Here is a 22,890-nt window from a genome sequence, read left to right as displayed (position 1 = left end):
GATTCACTAATAAAAAAAATTAATCAATAAAAATAAAAAAAAATATGAAAAAAAGAAATATAATAACAGCAATTGCACTGGGAGTAGTGTTTACAATTGCAACAGCTTTTATGGTTAAGCAAAAAATAACAGTAAAAGGTTCGGACACATTGGTAATTCTTGCTCAAAGATGGGCTGAAGTTTACATGAAATCAAATCCTAATGTTGAAATTCAGGTTACAGGTGGCGGTTCAGGAACAGGAATTGCTGCATTAATTAATGGTTCAACTGACATTGCAAATGCAAGCCGTCAGATGAAACAATCGGAAATTGATAAACTAAAAGAACGCTATAATTCAATGGGAGTGGAAATTGCTTGTGCAAAAGACGGAATAACAATTTTCATAAATAATTCAAATCCGGTAACCGAATTATCAATAAAACAATTAAGTGGAATTTATACCGGCAAAATAAAAAACTGGAAAGAAATTGGCGGACCCGATGCTGCAATAAAATTATATGGTCGTGAAAACAGCTCTGGTACTTATGTTTATTTTAAAGACAATGTTGTAAAAGCTGATTATGCTGCAAGCTGCCAAACGCTTCCCGGAACTGCTGCTGTTGTGAATGCAGTAAAAAAAGACAAATACGGAATTGGCTATGGTGGCGCTGCTTATGCTGAAGGTGTTAAAGATTGCAAAGTAAAAAAAGATGATAAAAGTACAGCATATTTGCCAACTGCCGAAAACATCAAATCCAATGTTTACCCTATTTCAAGGTATTTATACATGTATTTAAAAAACAGACCAACCGGTGAAATAAAGAAATATATTGACTGGATTTTAGGTCCTGAAGGCCAGAAATTAGTTGTTGAAGTTGGCTACTTTCCGGTTAAGTAAAAAAGTATTTCAAGTACTTCGAGTGCCTAAAGTACTTAAAGTAAAAAAAAAAATGATGGATTTTCTTAAAAACTTAGAGTAATTAAAAAAAATAATATAAATATAAATGTTTCGAAAACTTTAAGTACTCGAAGTACTTGAATGCAAAATGAATTATTTTGAAAACATAAATAATGATGACGAGGAATTAAAACCGAAGGATGAGAATACATTGGACTATTCTCCGCAAAAGGGTTTTACTTCCGAATCATTAAAAAAGAAATTCAGGCTTTCGGAGTTTTTGGCAGAAAAGCTGATTACTCTGATTGCCTTTTTATCAATAACAATAATAATTTTAATTTTCGTATTCGTATTCAGAGAATCACTTCCCATATTTTACAAAACAAAAAAAGCAAAGACAGAAAAAATCATTTCAACAAATTCTAAAACAGAAAATGTTAACTCTAACGGACAAGAAACTTATGGAGTTGAAACAAAAAAAGAAACTCCAACAAATTCAAACGGACAGGAACAATATGGAGCCGTCACAGATAATAATAAAATCAAAGAAGAAGAAAGAAAAGAAACACCTGAAGACAGAGCATCATTCAGAAATTTAACAGGCAGAATATGGCAACCTGTTTCTGACGACCCCAAATACGGATTATTGCCTTTGTTTCTGGGAACATTTAAAATAACAATAATTGCAATGTTGTTTGCAGCTCCGGTTGCAATTCTTGCGGCGTTATTCACATCGAATTTTGCTTCAAAAAGAATGAAGGAAATAATTAAACCTGCTGTTGAACTTCTTGCCGGATTTCCTTCAGTAGTAGTAGGCTTTTTCGCATTAATGGTATTAGCATCTTTTTTTCAAAATGTATTTGGTTATGAAACACGATTAAATGCTTTTGTAGGCGGGATAGCAATGGCTTTAGCTGCTATTCCTATAATTTACACTATTACTGAAGATGCTTTAACTGCTATTCCCAAAACATACACGGAAGCAAGTTTAGCTTTAGGAGCTTCAAGCTGGCAAACTGCTTTCTTTGTCACTCTTCCTGCTGCAACACCCGGTATATTTGCCGCAATACTTTTAGGAACAGGCAGAGTTTTTGGTGAAACAATGATAGTTCTGATGGCAACAGGAAATGCAGCAATGATTTCATTAAACCCATTCGACTCGGTAAGAACATTATCGGCAACAATAGGTGCGGAAATGGCTGAAGTCGTTTTTGGCGACACTCATTATAATGTTTTGTTTTTAATCGGCTCTTTATTATTCATATTTACTTTTACTCTAAATGCAATAGCTGAATTTTACGTGAAAGGAAAATTGGTAAAAAGAATTCAAGGGAAGAGTTAAAAAAATAATAAATAATAATTAATAGTGAATAATGAAAATAGTTAGTAGTTTGTCGTTTGTGGTTCGTTGTTTTCGCAAGTTCACAAATTAATTTGAAAATAAAAAAGTTTTTTGCAAAGACGCTAAGGCGCAGAGAAAAAGAAAAAAAATAAAATAAATAATATCGAATATCGAACACTGAATATCGAATGTCGAAGTTTTACTAATGACTAATGACCAATGACTATTGACAACTAAATAATGAATAGAAATAAATTAAAAGGTAGAATAATTATTGGCTTAACAGGGTTTTCTGTGATTTTAATTCTTGCAATTATAGTAATTATGATTTCGATAATTATTTATAACGGGAGAAGTAATTTCACATGGGAATTTTTAACAAAGTTTCCTACGGACGGAATGACAAAAGGAGGAATATTTCCGGCAATTTACGGAACAGCATTAATGGTAATAGTTATGTCAATTGCTGCGGTGCCTTTCGGAACCATCACTGCAATATACTTAACGGAATATGCAAAAGAGAATTCAGTTATTTCAAAAACAATTCGCTTTGCTGTGAGAACTCTTGCTGTTGTACCTTCAATAATATTCGGGTTATTCGGATTAGGATTTTTTATAAAATTTGTTGGCGGAAACATTGATAATATTTTTCTTGGCGGAACTTTGAAATGGGCACAACCCAATATTCTCTGGGCAAGTTTAACCATGGCTTTGCTAACATTGCCTGTAGTTATTGTATCGGTTGAAGAAGCAATGAGAGCAGTGCCAAAAGAAATGCGGGAAGCAAGCTTAGCACTTGGTGCAACAAAATGGCAAACTATAATAAAAGTTGTAATTCCCGGTTCTATTTCCGGAATTATGACAGGAACGATACTTGCTGTAAGTCGCGGTGCAGGCGAAGTTGCACCCATTCTATTCACAGGCGCGGCTTATTATCTTGCATCATTACCAACGTCATTAAGCGACCAGTTTATGAATCTTGGTTATCATATTTACATCATGTCAACCCAATCAACTAATGTTGATGCAACAATGCCTATTCAGTATGCAACAACAATGGTTTTATTATTATTGACTTTTACATTGAACTTTACGGCAGTTATCATAAGAGCAAGAATAAGAAGAAAAAAAGTTTAAAATTATATTGTTAAATTGCTCAATTGTTAAAAATCACAAACAAAAATAAATTATAAAAACAACGATTAAGCAATTTAACAATTTGACAATTTGAAAACAAAAGACTAAAAAATAAAAAATGCTTAACTCACAATTTCACAAATTCACAATTTCACAATTTGTTTAGTCATGGCAGAAATAAAAATAAAAATAAATAATCTTTCACTATACTACGGCGATAAGCAAGCGTTGAAAAATATTAATATTGAAATCCCTCAAAACAGGGTTACTGCTTTGATTGGTCCTTCTGGATGCGGCAAATCCACATTCTTAAGGACATTGAACAGAATGAATGATTTGATTGATAATGTAAAAATAACAGGAGAAATATTAATTGACGGAACAAATATTTACGCTCAAAATGTTGATGTTGTTAATTTGAGAAAAAAAATCGGAATGGTTTTTCAGAAATCCAATCCTTTTGCAAAATCTACTTACGATAACATTGCTTATGGACCGAGAATAAACGGTATAAAAGACAAGAAACAACTTGATGAAATTGTTGAAACATCATTAAAAAATGCAGCAATATGGGATGAAGTAAAAGACCGGTTATATGATTCGGCACTTGGTTTATCGGGAGGACAGCAACAGCGACTTTGCATTGCCAGAGCTCTTGCCGTTAATCCCGAAATTATTTTAATGGATGAACCTGCAAGTGCATTAGACCCCATATCAACAAGCAAAATAGAAGAATTAATTTTTCAATTAAAAGAAAAATATACAATAGTAATTGTTACTCATAATATGCAGCAGGCAGCAAGAACGAGCAACCGGACGGCTTTCTTTTATCTTGGAGAACTTATAGAATACGATAAAACTAAAAAAATATTTACAAACCCCGAGAAAAGACAAACAGAAGATTATATAACAGGAAGATTTGGTTAATTTGAAAATTAATAAATGTAATAATTATAAAAATTTAGTAATTTTAAAACTTTAAATATATGACTCCATTTATGCAAACTCATTTCGAACAAGAATTAGAGAAACTGAGAAAAAGAATTATAGAAATGTCGGACCTTGTGGAAATTCAGGTTGAAAAATCAATAACGGCATTGTTAACCGGCAATAAGGATTTGGTTAAACAAATTGAAGAAAATGAAAATAAAATTGATGATATAGATGTGAAAATTGATAAACTTTGTCAAAGAATATTCGCTCTTGTTCAGCCCGTAGCATCTGACCTGCGTTTAATAATGTCATCACTTAAAATCGACAATGAACTTGAGCGCATTGCAGATATTGCATTAAGCATTGCTAAAAGAGCTGAAAGTATAAGGGAACAACCCGAAATAATCACTAAATTTAAAATTAACGAAATAGCAAATCATTCAAAAGAAATTTTCTCAAAAGCAATTTTAAGTTACATTGAAAAAGATGTTGTTAAAGCTAAAGAATTGTTGCTAAATAAAGATTTTATAAAAGATTTGAATCAAAAGTTGCATTCAAAAATAATTAACGAAATGACCAAAAAATCAGAAGTTATTGTTGTTGCAACAAATTTAATAATTGTTTTACAACAAATTGAACGCCTTGCCGACCATGCTGTAAATATTGCCGAATCTGTTGTTTTCTGGATTGACGGCAAGATTATTAAACATGAAAATATTATTGATTAACATTAAATAATAAATTATTTATGGAAAAAATTTTAATAGTGGATGATGAACCCGATATTTTAGAGTTTCTTAAATATAATCTCATTAAAGAAGGCTTCGAAGTTCACACATGCACAAACGGCAAAGATGCCATACAAATTGCAAAAGAAATAATTCCCAACTTAATAATTCTTGATGTTATGATGCCCGAAATGGATGGTATTGAAACATGCAGGGAAATTAAACAAATAAATATTCTAAAAAACATTCTGGTAATTTTTCTTTCAGCACGCTCAGAAGATTATTCCCAGATTGCCGGTTATGACGCAGGTGCAGATGACTATATTACAAAACCCATAAAACTCAGAATCTTGATAAGTAAAATAAAAGCTTTAATCAAAAGGGTTTCATCAGATGAAGTCAAAACAAATATCATCGATTTTGGCGAAATTAAAATTGATAAAGAAAATTATATTGTTATTAAAAAAAATAAAAATATCTCATTACCAAAAAAAGAATTCGAACTTCTTGTTTTCCTTGCATCAAAACCAAACAGATTGTTTACAAGAGATGAAATAATGAACAGAGTTTGGGGCACTTCCACAATTGTTGGCGAAAGAACACTTGATGTTCATGTCAGGAAATTAAGGGAAAAACTCGGTGATGATGTTATTAAAACTATTAAAGGTGTGGGATATAAGTTTGAGGTTTAACTTGACCTGACAGATTTTTTCAACCTGTCAGAGTATATTCTTAAAAATGAATGAATAACTCTACAAGAAATATTTCGGTAATAACGTGTCTGATAATTTCCATAATAGTAGGTATTATCAGCTTTTTCGCAAACTATGCTTTGTTCGATGAAATTTACTGGGCTTTTATTTTTATAATTTCCATAACAGTATTTTGCGTATCGTTCATTGCTTTTGATTATACTTTTGAGAAATTGGTTAACAAAAGAATAAAATTGATTTACAAAACCATTCATAATTTTAAACTTAATAAAACTGAAAAAAAAGAAAAATCCGAGAAAGATATTTTTGAGATTGTGAATAAAGATGTGGAAGAATGGATTGAAAAAAGCGGAGATGAAATTGAACAATTAAAAAAACTCGAAAAATTCAGAAAAGAGTTTATAGGAAATATTTCACATGAATTAAAAACACCAATATTTTCGATACAGGGATATATTTCAACATTGATAGATGGCGGCTTGAATGACCCTGAAATAAACATGAAATATCTTGAAAGAACAGAAAAAAACATTGAAAGGTTAATCAATATAGTTAATGATTTGGATATAATTTCGCGATTGGAATCGGGTGAAATAAAACTTGAAATAAAAGAATTCGATATGGTTTATTTAGCCAGAGAAGTGATTGAAGAACTTGAATTAAAAGCAAAAGCCAAAAATATAACAATAAAAATTGCCGAAAATCATGATAAACCAATAAGGGTTTTGGCTGATAGAGATAGAATTCAACAGGTTCTGACCAATCTTATAAACAATTCTATTATTTATGGCAATACCGATGGACAAACAAAAATCAGTTTTTTTGATATGGATGAAAATATATTAGTTGAAGTTTCCGACAATGGAATTGGTATTGAAGAAAAAAATTTATCAAGAATTTTTGAACGATTTTACAGAACCGATAAAAGCCGCTCGCGTGAACAAGGTGGAACAGGACTCGGACTTGCAATTGTAAAACACATTATTGAAGCTCATAAACAAATTATAAACGTAAGAAGCACTGTTGGCGTTGGTTCTACTTTTGCTTTTACTTTAAAAAAAGTATAATACTTTTGAGTATATAAAAATATTGTTCTACTTTATTTAATAAAAAAAATATTCCGTCTTTTGAATATTATAAAAACAACACAACACATTTTATGCACAAGAATATAAAAAAAGCATTTAGTTATATAATCCCATTTCGATTAAAAAGTTACACTTCAAAAATAAATGGCAACTTAGAGATAAATCTTATTAATGGAAAAAAAACCTTAGACACTAATAAAAGCAACTATTCTTATGGTTCACTGCAAAAAATTCTTCACAAAGGACTGCTTGAAATCGGATTCAGTAAAAACATTGAAAAGATATTAGTTTTGGGATTAGGAGGAGGTTCAATTGTTCAAACCATAAGAAAAGATTTTAACTCTAGTGCCTTTATTGAGTTGGTTGACATTGATTCCGAAATAATTTCAATAGCAATAAATGAATTTGAAATAAATAGGTTTAAGAATATTAATATTATTCATTCCGACGCATCAGATTATTTAAAAAACAATAATGATACTTTTGACTTAATCATTATTGATATTTTTATAATTAATACCATTCCCGAAATATTTACTGAAATAAAATTTATTAATAGCTTGACAACTCATCTGAATCCTAACGGTAAAATTATTTATAACACAATGAAAGAAACAATGACACATGAATTGTTTAGTAAAATTAAAAATAATTTTTTAGAGGAAGGACTGAAAGTTAAGGTGATTGAAAAAGTAGAAGAGACAAATGATTTAATTATAGCAGAAAAACAGCCATAATTAAACGCTTTTAATCATTGATGTTTCGTTAATGAAAAATACAATTATTTTTAACTGATTTTCATCAGCAGAATTTTATCCACTCTGTTCCCATCCATATCAACAATTTCAAATCTATATCCATGCCAATCGAATTTATCACCTGATTTCGGAATTGCTTTTAATTGGTGTACTACAAAACCACCCATTGAATGAAAGTAAATTTTCGAATAATCATAATTTTCTATTTCAAATTCATGAATAAATTCAAAAAAAGCCATCCTTCCATCAATCAGCCAACTGCCGTCAGAACGTTTCACAACTTCAGGTTCGTCCGCGCCGGTTATATCGCCAACCAATGCATCAAGTATGTCGTTAATTGTAACTACACCTTCCGTTGTTCCATATTCATCAACTATAATAGCATAATGAATTTTTGATTCCTTGAATTTTTCCAAAACCTGGTATGCCTTGTGGTCGCTTGGTATCACATTAACAGGTTTCATGTATTTTTTTAAATCAAGATTGGATTCATTCAAAAGTGCAATGAATAAATCTTTTGAATAAACAATTCCCATTACATCGTCAATATCTTCATTACACAATGGATAAACAGAATGATTATTTGTGGCAATTTTATTTTTAGTTGTTTCCACAGTATCGTTAACATTAAGCCAAATAATATCTGTGCGATTTGTCATCAAAGCTGCAATTCTCTGGTCACCCAAATGAAAAACCCTTTCAACAATATCCTGTTCTATTTCCTGTATTTCACCAACATTTGTTCCTTCTTCAATTAATGCTTTTATTTCTCCTTCTGTAACCTGTGACTTATATTTCTTCTTTATGCCAAATACATTAAAAATAAAATCTGTTGAAAAGCTTAATAACCAAACAAAGGGTGTGGTAATCCTTAAAAGCAACATTACGGGTTTTACTACAATTAATGAAATTGCTTCGGGATTTGACATTCCAATTCTTTTCGGTATTAATTCACCAATAACAATTGATAAAAAAGTAATGATGATTACGACAATTGCAATTGCGAGATTATGAGAATATGGGTTTATCAATCCCGAATTGCTTAAAATGTTTTGAGTATTTATGGTAAGTTCCATGCTTCCAAAAAATCCAATTAAAATAGCTATTGATGTAATTCCAATCTGAATAGTTGATAAAAATTTACTCGGTGTGTCAATAAGAAATAATACTGCTTTTGCATTTTTATTTCCTTTTCTCATCAAATCTTCAAGTTTCGATTTTCTCGAAGAAATAATTGCAATTTCAGACATCGCAAATATGCCATTCAATACTATCAAACATAATACTAAAAAAATTTCTCCAAACATTTTATTTAACTAATAATTAATAATTTCTAACTCACAGCCAAAAACTCACAACTCGTACCTCTTAGCTCCTACTTCCTACCTCTTACCTCCAAATTTCAAAAGCCATTCATACCATTCATCCATTCCATTACCTGTTTTTGCTGATACTTCAAAAAAATCAAGTTTGTTATTAATCCTCAATGCGTATTCTTTTACTTTTTTCACATTAAAATCAACATGAGGCAAAAGGTCGGTTTTATTGATAATGCAAATATCTGAAGTTGTGAACATATTAGGATATTTGAGTGGTTTATCTTCACCTTCCGTTACACTTATTATCACAACTCTTTTCGATTCACCTAAATCAAATAATGCAGGACAAACAAGATTTCCGACATTTTCAATTACCAAAACAGAATTTTCTTTAACATCAAGTTTTTTAACAGCTTTATTAATCATATCAGCATCAAGATGACAGCCATTTCCCGTATTTATTTGAACTACCGCAGCACCTGTTGCTTCAATTCTTTTTGCATCGTTCATTGTTTGCTGGTCGCCTTCTATTACAAAAAAAAATAATTTTTTTTTTAAATCTTTTATTGTTTTTTCGAGAAGAGATGTTTTACCTGAACCAGGTGAACTTACAAGATTTAATGTAAAAATATTTTTTGCTTCAAAATACCCGCGATTTCTTTCTGCAAGCAAATTGTTTTTTTGCATTATATCCTGTTCGATTTTTATTTCTTTTGACTGAGCGTGTTCGTAAGTGTGCTCATCATGCTCGTACTTGTGTGAGTGCTCATGAGATTTATGTTCGTGTGAATGCTCATAATTATGCTCGTGTTTGTGTTTATGTTTTTTTTTATCATGTTCATGTTCGTGCTCATGCTCAAAGTCATGACTATGCTCGTGAGAATGTTCATGCCTGTGTTCATGCTCTTCTCCGGGCTTTCTTATTTTTATATGGTCATCGGGCTGACCGCATCCGCAAGTATCACACATTTTGATTTAGGATTTAGAATTTCAGATTTGCAAATTTAATCATTTGTATATATTTAATACTTTTATTCGCTATTGTCCTATTAAAAAACATCAAACATTTTTTCTAATCAACTTTTATTGATTTTACTTTTAATTCTTTACCCTGTATAATCTCAAATTCAAAACTGTTACATTTGGGGCAGAATGAATATATTTCTTCAATTTCAAACTCGTTCGAACATTTCAGACATTTTGCTTTTGCTTTGATAATATTTAATTTGATTTTTGCATTCTCAAGTATTGTATCTTTTACAGAAACATCCATTGCAAACTCAAGATTTTCGGGAACAACACCCGAAATCGTTCCAACATCAATTTCAACTTCAGAAATTATTTTTAATTTTAATTTCCGTGCATTTTCTTCAACAATTTCAATAATATTTTGTGCAATTGATAATTCGTGCATATTAACGGTTTAAAATTTCAAATCCGTTTTTTTTGAAAAGGTGTCTTTTTCATAATAATTTATTTTTACAAAGTAACAAAATGTTACTAACAAAATGTTACTTTTTATGAATATATTTTTCTTGAAATATTGTCAGCATATTCTCGGTAGCTGTTCTCCTGCAAGCATATCAATAATTCTCTTCCCCCCTATTCCTGTTTTCATGACAACAAGTTTATTGTTTGTTCCGGTTATTTCTCCAATTATTGCTGCATTTTCACCAAGTTCATTTTGTTTTATTTTTTTTAAAACTTTTTCTGCATCTTCTTTTCCAACAACCATAACAACCTTTCCTTCATTTGCCATATATAGCGGGTCATACCCGAATATTTCGCACAACCCCCTCACACTTTCCCGAACAGAAATTTGTGATTCGTCAAGTTCAACTCCGAATTTATTTTTTTCAGCAAGTTCGCACAAAACGGTTGCTAAGCCGCCTCTTGTTGCATCTCGCATGAATTTTATTTTGTCTGATACCTGAAGTGCCTCTGAAATCAATTTATTCAACGAAGCACAATCAGATTTCACATCAGAAGAATATTCCAATGAATTCCTTGCACACAATATTGCAGCCCCGTGTTCACCAATGTTTCCATTTACAATAATTTTATCACCAACTTTAATCTCTGAACCATAACTTATGTTTTTTCTTTTTTCATCAAGAATTCCAATGCCAGATGTATTAATGAAAATCTTGTCGCATTTACCTTTATCAACAACTTTTGTGTCGCCTGTAACAATTATTACTCCTGCTTTCTCTGCTTCACCAGCCATTGATTTTACAATTCTTTCGAGTTCTGAAAATAAAAAACCTTCTTCAATAATAAATCCGCAAGAAATATAAAGTGGCTTTGCACCCGAAACCGATAAATCATTAACAGTGCCACAAACAGCGAGCTTCCCTATATCACCACCCGGGAAAAAAATCGGCTCAACAACATACGAATCGGTTGTATATGCAAGCAAATTACTGTCAACATTAATTATAGCAGAATCGGTTTGCTTCCTCAAAATATCATTATCGAAATATTTAACAAACAATCCCGAAATTAATTCGTGTGTGAGTTTTCCTCCACTACCATGGTTTAATAAAATCTTTTCATTATTCATTATTATTTATTTATTCATTATTTATTGTACTTAAAATACGCCTGACATGCTCCTTCTCCAGAAACCATGCAAGCGCCAATTGGTTCTGATGGAGTACATACAGTTCCAAATAATTTACATTCTTTAGGGGTTTTTAATCCTTTTAAAATTTCACCGCAAACACTTCCTTTGGGTTCTTCGGGTTCGGTAACATCAACAGGAATCACCTTTTCGATATTAAATGCTTCATATTTCTTTTTTAAAGTATTTCCGCTGTTTGTTATAATTCCCAATCCGCGCCACCAATCGTCACGTAACTCAAAAACCTCATCCAGCAATTGCTTCGCTTTGACATTTCCTTCAGGTTTAACAGCTCTTTTGTATTGTATTTCTACTTTTGCTTCGTTGTTTTCAAATTGCTTAACCAGCATCAGAATTGTCTGCAAAATATCTGTCGGTTCAAACCCCGAAATCACACAACCAAGATTATAGTTTTTAGCAATAGGTTCGTAAATGGCACTTCCGGTAATTGTACTAACATGACCGGGACAAATGTATCCGTTTAGTTTTACACCTTCATCAATCAATGCCGACATTGCAGGAGGCATTATTTTGTGCGAACTTAAAAGGAAAAAATTATTTATTTTTTCATCATAACCTTTTGCAATTGCAGCAGCACTCGTGGGAGAAGTAGTTTCAAAACCTATGCCGAGAAAAATTATTTTTTTATTTCTATTATCTTTAGCAATCTGTAATGCCTGAAGCGGCGAATAAACAATCTGAATATTTGCACCATTTGCTTTTTCTTTTTCAAGTGATGATTTTGAACCCGGAACGCGGATTAAGTCGCCAAATGTAGTGATTACAACATCCTTCATTGAGGAATATGCGATTGCTTTATCAATAAATTTTTTGCTTGTAACACATACCGGACAACCCGGACCTGAAATCAATCTGATATTTTCCGGCAACAATGAAGGAATGCCAAATTTCTGAATTGACATCGTGTGACCACCACAAACTTCCATCAGGGAAATTTCTTTTTTAGAAATCTTTTTTATTCTTCTGACAAGATTATAAACTAAAGTATTATCGCGGTATTCGTCAATGTATTTCATATTCAGTTTTCAGTTTATAGTTTTAAGTTATCGCTCTTTATTTATACCGGTAGTTAAATATTAAACAGAGGTATTAATATTCTTTCATTATTAATTATTCATTGTCAATTTCCCCCAGTTCTCTCAATAATTTTATCGTTTCGGCAGCTTCTTCCTTGCTGAGTTTTGAAATTGCAAAGCCGGAATGAAGTAAAACAAATTCACCCACTTTAGGTTCATCGAGCAATTGTAAACTTGCATTAACAATTGTTCCACCTATGCTGACTTTCGCCATATCGCCTTCAATACTTTGAATCTGAGCAGGAATGCTTAAACACATATATTTAAAATTTAAATTATTTTTCTAAAACACTTTGCGTTTTTAAAAAATTCACAAGATTTATGTTTTCTATTGATTGTTCATTTTTACCGGAATAAATAACAAATCCATTCTTCATGTTTTTTTTATAATACTTTTCGAAATATTTTATTCCTTTCAAAAAACTACTGTGATATGTTTCGGATGACTTTATTTCAATTGCAATTAAATCTTTTGCATTGCCAAAAATAATATCAACTTCATTACCGTGTTTATCTCTGAAAAAATAAAAATTAGGTTCAAATCCATCATTTAATCTTTGCTTTACTAATTCCATCAGAACTAAATTTTCAAATAAATTCCCCCTCAAAGGATGATTTATAATATGCTGCTTGTTTTCAATGCCGAGTAAATACGAAGCTAAACCAACATCAATAAAATATAACTTTGGTGATTTTATTAATCTCTTGGAAATATTATCAAACCATGGTGGCAACAAATAAATAACATAAGAAGCTTCAAGAATTGAAATCCATGACTTAATTGTGTTAACAGAAGTGCCGGTTTCTGTTGCCAATTGGCTCGCATTAAAAATCTGCCCTGTCCTGCCTGCACACAATCGGATGAATTTTCTGAAAAGCATCAAATCTTTAATATTTATCAATTGCCTTACATCTCTTTCTATGTATGTTTCATAATAATTTCTGTATGCTTTTACCGGTTCTATTTTTTCAGAATGTACGGCAGGATAAAATCCCGAATAAATATAATCTTCTACTGAAAAATTTTTATGAAAATTAAGAGTTTCTGAAATATCAAAAGGTAAAAGTTTTAATAATGCTGTTCTGCCTGCAAGAGATTGATTAATGCCATCGAGTAATTGAAATTGATTGCTTCCTGTCAATACATACATGTTTTTTTTCTTCTTTTTATCAACTATTCCTTGAATATATGATAAAATATCGGGTACCCTTTGTATTTCATCGAATATTGCTCCATCAGGAAAGCGGTTTAAAAATCCCACGGGATCGCTTTTAGCTAATTCTCTATTGTCTGGGTCTTCAATGCTGACATATTTTTTTTCGCCAAATATCTTTTTCACCAAAGTAGTTTTTCCCGATTGCCTCGGTCCCGTAATTGTAATAACAGGATAAACTTTGGCAATTGATTTTAATTCCGGTTCTATTTTTCTGGTAATTAACATATTTTAAATTTGGACAAATTTGCAATTCAACTGCAAATCTGCCCAAAATTAATAAATCTTTTTAAATAAAAAAATATATTAAACAAAATTCAATCCGTTTTTTTTGCTGCTATCGATAGTTGCCCCAAAGCAATCCCACCATCATTTGAAGGGACTTTGCTGTGAGAATAAACTTCAAATTTATTTTCCAACAATTCCTTTTCAACCTTTGTCAATAAATACCTGTTTTGAAAAACTCCACCCGATAAAACAATTTTATTTATTTTATATTCTTCTCTCATATTTTCGGCTACTTCCAAAATAACATGAATTACTGTATTATGAAATTTCGCCGAAATAATTGAAGCAGGAATATTCTTATTTATGTCATTTATTATTTCCCAAAAAGTTTTTTTAAAAGAAATTGTATTATTTATTTCATAAGAATATGTTTCATTGCAATTCGCCTCAATTATTGCCTCAAGACGCATTGGTGCTTCAGCTTCAAAATTTGAAACGGTGCACAAATTAATTAAAGCAGAAACCGCATCAAATAATCTCCCTGCACCGGAAGTCAGAGGACAATTTATTTTTCTGTCAATTGCTGTAATTAAAAGCTCAATGTTATTTTTTGGAATTTGTAACAAAAAAGGCAAATCAAATTTCAGAAAATCTTTTTCATAATATTTATACAAATACGAAACCGCCATTCTCCATGGTTCATCTGCAACCTTATCACCGCCTGGCATCTGAATATATTCGAAATGATTCATTCTTTTATATTCTTTGTAATCACAAATAAAAAATTCGCTTCCCCAGATGTTTCCATCATCGCCATAACCCGTGCCATCAAAGCTAACGCCAATTACTTTTTCATCAAGATTATGTTCTGCCATGCACGAAGCAATATGTGCATGATGATGCTGAATAAATATTTTTTCAATGTCATCAATTTCTTTTACATATTTTGTTGACAAATAATCGGGATGCAAATCGGCTGCATATAATTTCGGATTAATCCTGAAAAGCTTCTTAAACTGTTCAATGGTTTGTTTATAAAATTCAAATGTCTCAACATTTTTCAAATCGCCGATATGTTGACTTAATATTGCCTGATTTTTTTTTCCAATGCAAAATGTATTTTTCAGTTCGCCGCCTGCTGCAATTATTCCGTCAACACTAAAATTCAGATTAATTGCATTCGGAACATATCCGCGCGAACGCCTTATTATTCTTTCTTTTCCGTTTGCAACAAAAACAACCGAATCATCAGTTCTGTTATAAATATCCCTGTCGTAACAAAGTAATGCGTCATAAATTTCCGATAATTTTTTTTTTGCATTTTCATTGTCAATTATTATTGGCGTATCCGAAATATTTCCGCTTGTCAATACAATTACTTTTGTTTTTAATTTTTCAAACAATAAATAATGAAAAGGCATATATGGCAACATTGCTCCTATTGTTCCCAAATCATTGCTGACTTCTACAGGAATTTTTTTTTCTTTTTTTTCTTTTAAAATAACTATTGGTCTTCGCCATGATGTAAGAGAATTTTCTTCTTCCTCACTCATCTCGGTATATTCTTTTGCTGATTTTAAATCGGAAAACATAACAGCAAACGGCTTTCTGTCGCGTTGCTTTAATGTTCTTAATCTTTTAACAACATCACCATTCAATGCATCACAAGCAATATGAAATCCGCCAAGACCTTTTATTACAACTATTTTTCCTTTATCAATCAACTCAGCAGTTTTTTTCAAAATCAAATTAAACTCTAAAATAACATTGTCTTCACAAAACAACTCATATTTTGGGCCGCAATTATTACATGCAACAGGTTGTGCATGAAACCGACGGTCTAAAACATCAGTATATTCCTTTTTACAAATTTCACACATTATAAATTTGCTCATTGTGGTTTTATCTCTGTCATAAGGCAAATCCCGAATAATAGTAAAACGCGGACCACAATTAGTACAATTTATGAATGGATAATTTATTCTATGCTGCTGATTTTTAAAATCTTTAAGGCAATCATTACAAACAGCAATATCAGGACTAATATCCGTTATTTCTTCCGAAATATTATGACTTCTGACTATTTCGAATCTTTGAAAATTTTCAAATTCCGATTGAGTAATTTTAATATCTGAAATTATTGATGCATGCGGTGCTTCGGCTTTTAATAATTGCAGAAAACTTTTTGTTTTTTCTTCACTGCCTTCAATTTTTATAAAAACACCATCGTTCCTATTCTCAACCCAACCTTTTAAATCAAGACCGGTGGCTATTCTATATACAAAAGGCCTAAAGCCCACTCCCTGAACCAGTCCTTTTATATGTAATAATAATGATATGTCCTTGTTTTCAAACACAATAAGTATTTTATTTAAAATTACATTAAGTATATCTCTTAATATCAAAAAAAATAAAATTATAAACCCTTGCAAATGTAGAATCTTATAATTAAGTAAAAAAAAATCTTTAATAAAATTTGCTATTATTATTTTTTTTTTACTTTTGTTAAATTATTAACAATTATGATTTAATATAATTACAACTTTCATAAAGTGACTGGTTAATTCGAAAATTTTTAAGTAATTTTAACATGGAACCAATGCATTACTTGGTTTTTTAGATTTTATTATTAAAAGTAAAAAATATAAAATATGGCAGACACAAAATCAACCGGCATCTATTTTCAAAGTTCAGCAAACGGATATGAAGATAAAGTGAATTTTACAGAAGTTACATCTTATATAAAAAATTATTATAATGTTGTTGCTATTTGGAACGCTGATGAAATTTCATTGTCCGATGCAACTAATGTTGCTGCAAAAATAAAAGAGAAAAACATCAAGCGGTTTGTTATTGCAGGCGATAAACCGGGTATGGAAAAAAGTTTTTTCACAAAAGCAATGGTTTTAGCCGGTAACAAAGCCGAAGATGTAATAATAGCTTCATTCAGGGAACACGGAGCAATCAGGAACAGCGATACCGAGCGTGCCAAAGCAATTCTCGCATGTGCTGTAAATGCAGTACCTTTTGAAGAGGCAACACAAACAGCAGAAGTTTCCGTAAATCCGAACACATTGGTTATAGGAGGAGGAATTGCAGGAATTCAGGCATCACTTGAAATTGCTGATGCAGGACAAAAAGTTTTTTTGGTTGAAAAGTCAGGAACAATAGGAGGACACATGGCAATGTTTGATAAAACATTCCCCACGCTCGACTGTGCGGCATGTATCCTCACTCCGAAAATGGTTGAAATTGGTCAACATTCCAATATTGAACTGATGACATATTGCGAAGTTAAAGATATTAAAGGAACTCCCGGCAACTATAAAGTAATAATCCTGAAGAAAGCCAGAAGAGTAAATTTAAAAACTTGTATCGGTTGCGGCACTTGCGCTGAAAAATGCCCAGGAAACGCACCAAGCGAATTTGATGAAGGCACTGCAATGCGAAAAGCTATTTATATCCCTTTTCCGCAGGCAGTTCCCAATAAATATTTGATTGATGGTGAAAGCTGTACTTATGTTAAAAGCGGGAAATGCAAGGTTTGCGTGAAAATATGCCCTGTTCCCGACTGCATAAATTTAGATGAGAAAGATGAAGAAGTTGAAATCAATGTTGGTAATATAATTGTTGCAACCGGCTTCAAAGTTTTTGATGCAAAACGCGCAGAACAATTCGGATACGGCAAATTGCCAAATGTTGTTACATCACTTGAATTTGAAAGATTAGTGAATGCTGCCGGACCAACTGGTGGAAATATTGTTTACAGAAGTCAGGATAAAAAAAACAATTGGGTTTTCAAAGGCGATGCTGATGTTCCTAAAAGTGTTGCAATTATCCATTGTATCGGAAGCCGCGATGAAAACTACAATAAATATTGCTCAAAGGTTTGCTGCATGTATTCATTAAAACTTGCACATCTTGTTGTTGAAAAATTACCCGATGCAAAGGTCTTCGAATATTTTATTGATATGCGTGCATTCGGCAAGGGCTACGAAGAATTTTATGAAAGAATCAAACACGAAGGTGTAAGCATAATCCGCGGAAGAACTGCAAAAATTGAAGGAAAAAACAATAAATTAATGTTGCGCGGTGAAGATATTTTAGCAAGCAAATTAATTGAGCAGGAAGTCGACATGGCAATACTTGCAGTCGGTTTGGAACCAAGAGAAGATGCAGCAAAATTATCAAAAATGCTCGGAATTTCACAAACTGAAGATGGATGGTTTATGGAAGCAAATTATATCAGCAATCCTGTGAATACATTTACAGGCGGAATATCAATTGCCGGCGTTTGCCAGGGACCAAAAGACATTCCCGATACAGTGGCACAAGCATCTGCCGCTGCTTCCCGTGTTTTACAAAATATTGTAAGAGGTAAAATAAATAAAAGTGTTAAGGATTTATCACTTGCGGAAATAGAATCACAAGTTAAGAAACTTACTTTATCGGAGGAAAAAATATGATACAAAGAGTTAATCCAAATCTTGTAAAAGATATTGAAAAATTTGGTAAAGGTACATGGAACGAATGTTTCCATTGCGGTAACTGCACTGCAACATGCCCATTGACAGAACAGGGCTTCCTGTTTCCCAGAAAAGGATATAGAGCCATGCAAATGGGACTTAAAGACACAATTGCAGGCAGCGTTGAACCATGGCTTTGTTATTACTGCGGTGATTGTTCAAAAACATGCCCCAGAAACGCAAACCCCGGCGAAACAATGATGACAATGAGAAGATACCTCACGACTGTTTACGACTGGACAGGATTTGCAAAAAGAATTTATACATCAAAGATGTTTGAAATAGGAGCAATTTTTGCTATTGCAATTTTTGTTCTGATACTTTATGTGAGTTTTACTTTCTTTCCTTCCGGTGAAGGAAGCTGGCTTGGAAGAGACGGAGGTGTTTTAATCAACAAAATTGCCCCATGGAAAAGAATTCACCTTGGCGACTGGATTATGGCTGGTGTTCTCGCTTTTATTCTTGTTACAAATGTTTTCAATATGTGGCTGAAAATTATTGTTAAAGATAAATCCGTCAAAATTCCTTTTACTGCATATATAACAGAAGTTTTTTCTCTTGCATGGAACTTCATTACACAAAAAAAATTCAACAAATGCAATGACTCTAAAACCTATTGGTTTCTGCATTTATTTTTAATGTTGAGTTATGTTGTGTTATTTACAATGATTGTATTTTTCCTTGAATGGTTCCAAACTGACGTAATTCACCCTATCTTGCATCCCCAGCGATTTTTGGGTTACATAGCAACCGTAGGATTATTTGCCGGAATAATTTATTTTATTTACAACAGATTTCAGAAAGCAAAAGAAAACAGCAAATTTTCACATTATACCGACTGGACTTTTCTGGTACTTTTATTCTTAACCACGCTCACCGGTATCATGCTGCATTTCTTCAGAATATCAGGAATGCCTGTTGCAACTTATGTAACTTACCTTATTCATTTAATGTGTCTGGTGCCTATGTTGACTATTGAAGTGCCTTTTTCCAAGTGGTCGCATCTGGCATATCGTCCTGTTGCTGTTTATTTCGCTAACCTGAAAAAGGCAGCATACAAAAAAAACTTAGAAAAATAAAAACCTATATAAAAAGATAAAAAAATGGAAAAATCAAGAATAGGTGTTTACGTTTGCTGGTGCGGAACCAACATCGCAAAAATGGTGGATGTTGAAAACGTAGCAGAGGAAATGGGTAAACTTCCCAATGTTGTGATTGCAAAGAATTACAAATACATGTGTTCTGACCCGGGGCAAGACCTTATTGTTAAAGATATAAAAGAACATAATCTGAATCGTGTTGTTGTTGCAGCATGTTCACCGCGAATACATGAACTTACTTTCAGAAAAGCATTGCAAAAAGCAGGAATTAATCCTTATCTTTTTGAAATGGCAAACATACGTGAACAGGATTCGTGGGTTCATACCGACAGGGGCGAAGCAACAAAGAAAGCTAAAGCACTTATTGCGGCAGCAATAAATCGTGTTAATTTCCACGAACCTCTTGATGAACGAACTGTTGATATCAATCCCAGCACATTGGTTATTGGCGGCGGCATCGCAGGAATATCAGCGGCTCTCGAAATTGCAGATTCGGGAAAAACTGTTTTTCTTGTTGAAAGAACAAACAAACTCGGCGGTAATACTGCAAACGTTGACCTTACATTCCCATACATGCTGAGTGCACAACAAATGCTTTTACCTTTAATAAAAAGAGTTCAGAATAATAAAAATATCCAGTTGTTTTTAGAAACCGATATAAAAGAAATTTATGGTTATGTCGGAAACTTTGAAACTACAATAACTCCGAAAAACGGTAAGGAAACAAAACTTAATTTCGGAAATATAATTGTTGCTACCGGCTTAAAAGCATTTGAAGCAAAAAAGGTTGCAAATTACGGTTATGGCTCATTGCCAAATGTAATTACTTCAAGCGAATTTGAAAAAATGGCATTGAGCGGTAAAATTATAAAGAATGACGGAAGCGAACCAAAAAATATTGCAATAATACATTGCGTTGGCAGCAGAAACAAGGACTATCACGAATACTGCTCAAGAACCTGTTGTATGACGGCTTTAAAATATGCAAATCAATTAAGGTCGGCATTACCAAAATCAAATATATTTGAATTATATGCCGACATGAGAGCAATGGGCAAGGGCTGCGAAGAATTATATTCGGAAACATCAAAAAGAAAAGTAATGTTCTTAATGTTCGACCAGCAAAATGATTTACCAAAAATCAGAAAAGCAAAATCGGGCGAGGGCAGTGATTTAATTATTGAAATGAATGAAAAACTTTCCGGTGAAACCGTTGAAGTTCCTGCTGACATGGTAATTCTCATGACAGGCATGGAAGCACATGATAATGCAAAAGACATTGCTCACGCAGTCGGAATAAGCTTATGCGGCAACGCTTTCTATATTGAAAAACATCCGAAACTCGACCCTGTTGCAACAACTACAAACGGTGTTTATATTGTAGGCAGTTGTCAAGGACCAAAAGATATTTCCGACTCAATTTGTCAGGCAAGAGCAGCAGCAGCACGAATACTCGGAACAATTGCAAAAGGTTCAGTTAGCGTTGAAGTTACTACCGCATGGGTAAATGAAGATATATGTTGCGGTTGTCAGACATGTATTAAAGTTTGTCCATACACTGCCATAAGCTTTAATGAAGAAAAGAAAGTTTCCGTTGTTAACGAAATTTTATGCAAGGGTTGCGGAACATGCGGCTCTGCTTGTCCAACAGGAGCTATCAGAAGCAGGCACTTTACCGACCAGCAAATAATATCACAAATAGAAGGAATTATGTCAATGTCATTATCATTAGAATTTGATAAAAAATTACAGGAGGTAAATCAATGAGCAATAATCCGATAATAGTATCGTTTCTGTGCAATTGGTGTTCATACACCGGTGCTGATTTAGCAGGAACATCAAGAATGAAATACTCTCCAAACACACGTACAATACGTGTGATGTGTTCAGGAAGAGTTGACCCTACTTTCGTTCTCAAAGCATTTAAAGAAGGAGCAGACGGAGTATTAATCTGTGGCTGCCATCCGGGAGATTGTCATTACCATGAAGGTAATTACAAATGTTTGAGAAGATATTATCTTTTGCAGAAATACATTAAGCAAATGGGAATTGAAGAAAATCGACTTAAACTCGAATGGATAAGTGCCAGCGAAGGAAAGCAATTTGCCGAACTTATTGACTCTTTCACTGAAACCATCAGGAATTTAGGTCCAAGCAAAATAAAAAAAACAGTTGAAACATTTATTTAATCAGGAGGAAATAAAATGGCAAATGAAAAACCTAAAATAAAACTTGCGGTGTACTGGGGTGCAGGATGCGGTGGTTGCGACGTTTCAGTTCTTGACGTACATGAAGCACTTTTCACTGTCGTTGAGCATGCCGACTTGGTGTTCTGGCCAATTGCTCTCGACTTTAAAGTTAAAGACGTTGAAGCAATGCCCGACGGAAATATTGACGTAACATTGTTCAATGGTGCTGTTCGCAACAGTGAAAATGAACACATGGCAAAACTTCTCAGACAGAAAACCAAAGTGATGGTGGCTTATGGTTCATGCGCTCACATGGGCGGAATTCCTGGTCTTGCAAACTTCTCCGGAAAAAGTGAAATTTTCAGAAGAGCATATTTCGATAGCGAATCTACATTGAACCCCGATAAAATTTTACCACAAACAAAATATAAAGTTCCCGAAGGTGAACTTACAATTCCTGAATTTTATGATGATGTAAAAACTTTAGACCAGGTTGTTGATGTGGATTATTATTTGCCGGGCTGCCCTCCGCAGACAGAACGGCTCGTTGAAGTTTTTATGGCTATTGTTACCGGTGCCCAACTTCCGCCGAAAGGTTCAGTAGTTGGAGCAAGAGACAAAGCACAATGCGATGAATGTGAAAGAAAAAAATCGGACAATAAACTTATAAAGAAATTTTACCGTCCATGGCAAATACAAGACGATGGCGAAACATGTTTCCTTGAACAAGGTGTGATTTGCATGGGACCAGCCACAAGATGCGGTTGCGGAGTGCGCTGCATTAAAGGCAACGCTCCATGTCGCGGTTGTTACGGACCATCATCCGAAGCAAAAGACCCCGGAGCAAAAATGCTCTCGGCTATTGCTACAATGATTGATGCAAAAGAAGATGCTGAAATCGAAAAAATTATTGAAGATATAGAAGACCCTGCAGGAACTTTCTATCGCTTTAGTTTACCCAGTGCTATTATTAGAAAAAATATAAAATAGTTTAAAGTTTAAGGTCTAAAGTTTAAA

General features: G+C 32.9%; 21 protein-coding genes. 13 read left to right on the top strand and 8 right to left on the bottom strand.

What is annotated here, in order from left to right; genetic code table 11:
* The first annotated feature begins 44 nt into the window (after nt 1-44).
* The 8 genes from WC223_04200 (at nt 45) to WC223_04165 (ending at nt 7,556) form a co-directional block, all read left to right on the top strand.
* On the top strand, nt 45-878 hold the full coding sequence (locus WC223_04200; protein MFA6923436.1) for a phosphate ABC transporter substrate-binding protein: 834 nt from the start codon (nt 45-47) through the stop codon (nt 876-878).
* 148 nt (nt 879-1,026) lie between these two features.
* A complete protein-coding gene (gene pstC / locus WC223_04195; protein ID MFA6923435.1) occupies nt 1,027-2,220 on the top strand; it encodes a phosphate ABC transporter permease subunit PstC in 1,194 nt (397 codons plus the stop codon).
* 240 nt (nt 2,221-2,460) lie between these two features.
* Entirely contained in the window at nt 2,461-3,357 is an 897-nt protein-coding gene (gene pstA, locus WC223_04190; protein ID MFA6923434.1) for a phosphate ABC transporter permease PstA, read from the top strand.
* Nucleotides 3,358-3,525: 168 nt separating this feature from the next.
* The gene (gene pstB / locus WC223_04185; protein ID MFA6923433.1) at nt 3,526-4,284 is read left to right on the top strand and encodes a phosphate ABC transporter ATP-binding protein PstB; all 759 of its coding nucleotides are present in this window, start codon (nt 3,526-3,528) and stop codon (nt 4,282-4,284) included.
* 59 nt (nt 4,285-4,343) lie between these two features.
* Entirely contained in the window at nt 4,344-5,018 is a 675-nt protein-coding gene (gene phoU, locus WC223_04180; GenBank protein ID MFA6923432.1) for a phosphate signaling complex protein PhoU, read from the top strand.
* Nucleotides 5,019-5,038: 20 nt separating this feature from the next.
* The gene (locus WC223_04175) at nt 5,039-5,710 is read left to right on the top strand and encodes a response regulator transcription factor (GenBank protein MFA6923431.1); all 672 of its coding nucleotides are present in this window, start codon (nt 5,039-5,041) and stop codon (nt 5,708-5,710) included.
* A gap of 50 nt (nt 5,711-5,760) precedes the next feature.
* Complete coding sequence (locus WC223_04170; GenBank protein MFA6923430.1) at nt 5,761-6,798, top strand: ATP-binding protein; 1,038 nt, start codon at nt 5,761-5,763, stop codon at nt 6,796-6,798.
* Between the two features lie 92 nt (nt 6,799-6,890).
* On the top strand, nt 6,891-7,556 hold the full coding sequence (locus WC223_04165) for a fused MFS/spermidine synthase (GenBank protein MFA6923429.1): 666 nt from the start codon (nt 6,891-6,893) through the stop codon (nt 7,554-7,556).
* Nucleotides 7,557-7,606: 50 nt separating this feature from the next.
* Here the strand turns inward: WC223_04165 and WC223_04160 are convergent, their stop codons facing one another.
* The 8 genes from WC223_04160 to hypF form a co-directional block, all read right to left on the bottom strand.
* Nucleotides 7,607-8,884 (bottom strand): hemolysin family protein, encoded by a 1,278-nt coding sequence (locus WC223_04160; GenBank protein ID MFA6923428.1) that lies wholly within the window; start codon nt 8,882-8,884, stop codon nt 7,607-7,609.
* Between the two features lie 75 nt (nt 8,885-8,959).
* Nucleotides 8,960-9,865: a hydrogenase nickel incorporation protein HypB gene (hypB, locus tag WC223_04155; GenBank protein ID MFA6923427.1), complete on the bottom strand. Its 906-nt coding sequence runs from the start codon at nt 9,863-9,865 to the stop codon at nt 8,960-8,962.
* A 103-nt stretch (nt 9,866-9,968) separates the two neighbouring features.
* Nucleotides 9,969-10,310 (bottom strand): hydrogenase maturation nickel metallochaperone HypA, encoded by a 342-nt coding sequence (gene hypA, locus WC223_04150; GenBank protein MFA6923426.1) that lies wholly within the window; start codon nt 10,308-10,310, stop codon nt 9,969-9,971.
* A gap of 132 nt (nt 10,311-10,442) precedes the next feature.
* Nucleotides 10,443-11,459: a hydrogenase expression/formation protein HypE gene (gene hypE, locus WC223_04145; protein ID MFA6923425.1), complete on the bottom strand. Its 1,017-nt coding sequence runs from the start codon at nt 11,457-11,459 to the stop codon at nt 10,443-10,445.
* A gap of 17 nt (nt 11,460-11,476) precedes the next feature.
* Nucleotides 11,477-12,556 carry a hydrogenase formation protein HypD gene (gene hypD, locus WC223_04140; protein MFA6923424.1) on the bottom strand — a complete coding sequence of 360 codons (1,080 nt, stop codon included), beginning with the start codon at nt 12,554-12,556 and terminating at the stop codon, nt 11,477-11,479.
* 94 nt (nt 12,557-12,650) lie between these two features.
* Nucleotides 12,651-12,875 carry a HypC/HybG/HupF family hydrogenase formation chaperone gene (locus tag WC223_04135; GenBank protein MFA6923423.1) on the bottom strand — a complete coding sequence of 75 codons (225 nt, stop codon included), beginning with the start codon at nt 12,873-12,875 and terminating at the stop codon, nt 12,651-12,653.
* Between the two features lie 16 nt (nt 12,876-12,891).
* Nucleotides 12,892-14,058 (bottom strand): ATP-binding protein, encoded by a 1,167-nt coding sequence (locus tag WC223_04130; protein MFA6923422.1) that lies wholly within the window; start codon nt 14,056-14,058, stop codon nt 12,892-12,894.
* 89 nt (nt 14,059-14,147) lie between these two features.
* Nucleotides 14,148-16,463, bottom strand: a complete 2,316-nt coding sequence (hypF, locus tag WC223_04125) for a carbamoyltransferase HypF (GenBank protein ID MFA6923421.1) — start codon at nt 16,461-16,463, stop codon at nt 14,148-14,150.
* Between the two features lie 246 nt (nt 16,464-16,709).
* On the opposite strand from hypF, the gene WC223_04120 reads away from it, so the two are divergent.
* From WC223_04120 to WC223_04100, 5 genes are read left to right on the top strand one after another with little or no spacing between them, the layout of a single operon-like run.
* Nucleotides 16,710-18,524: a CoB--CoM heterodisulfide reductase iron-sulfur subunit A family protein gene (locus WC223_04120; protein ID MFA6923420.1), complete on the top strand. Its 1,815-nt coding sequence runs from the start codon at nt 16,710-16,712 to the stop codon at nt 18,522-18,524.
* The gene (locus WC223_04115; GenBank protein ID MFA6923419.1) at nt 18,521-19,663 is read left to right on the top strand and encodes a 4Fe-4S dicluster domain-containing protein; all 1,143 of its coding nucleotides are present in this window, start codon (nt 18,521-18,523) and stop codon (nt 19,661-19,663) included. Before WC223_04120 ends, WC223_04115 begins: the two co-directional genes overlap by 4 nt.
* A gap of 24 nt (nt 19,664-19,687) precedes the next feature.
* Complete coding sequence (locus WC223_04110) at nt 19,688-21,451, top strand: CoB--CoM heterodisulfide reductase iron-sulfur subunit A family protein (protein MFA6923418.1); 1,764 nt, start codon at nt 19,688-19,690, stop codon at nt 21,449-21,451.
* The gene (locus WC223_04105) at nt 21,448-21,873 is read left to right on the top strand and encodes a hydrogenase iron-sulfur subunit (GenBank protein MFA6923417.1); all 426 of its coding nucleotides are present in this window, start codon (nt 21,448-21,450) and stop codon (nt 21,871-21,873) included. The genes WC223_04110 and WC223_04105 overlap by 4 nt, the downstream gene beginning before the upstream one ends.
* 15 nt (nt 21,874-21,888) lie before the next feature.
* On the top strand, nt 21,889-22,863 hold the full coding sequence (locus tag WC223_04100; GenBank protein ID MFA6923416.1) for a F420-nonreducing hydrogenase: 975 nt from the start codon (nt 21,889-21,891) through the stop codon (nt 22,861-22,863).
* Nucleotides 22,864-22,890: the final 27 nt, after the last annotated feature.

The organism is Bacteroidales bacterium (genome assembly GCA_041671145.1).
Taxonomy (GTDB): domain Bacteria; phylum Bacteroidota; class Bacteroidia; order Bacteroidales; family JAHJDW01; genus JAQUPB01.
Note: the sequence above shows the minus strand (reverse complement) of the source record. Positions and strands in the feature narration are given on the sequence as shown.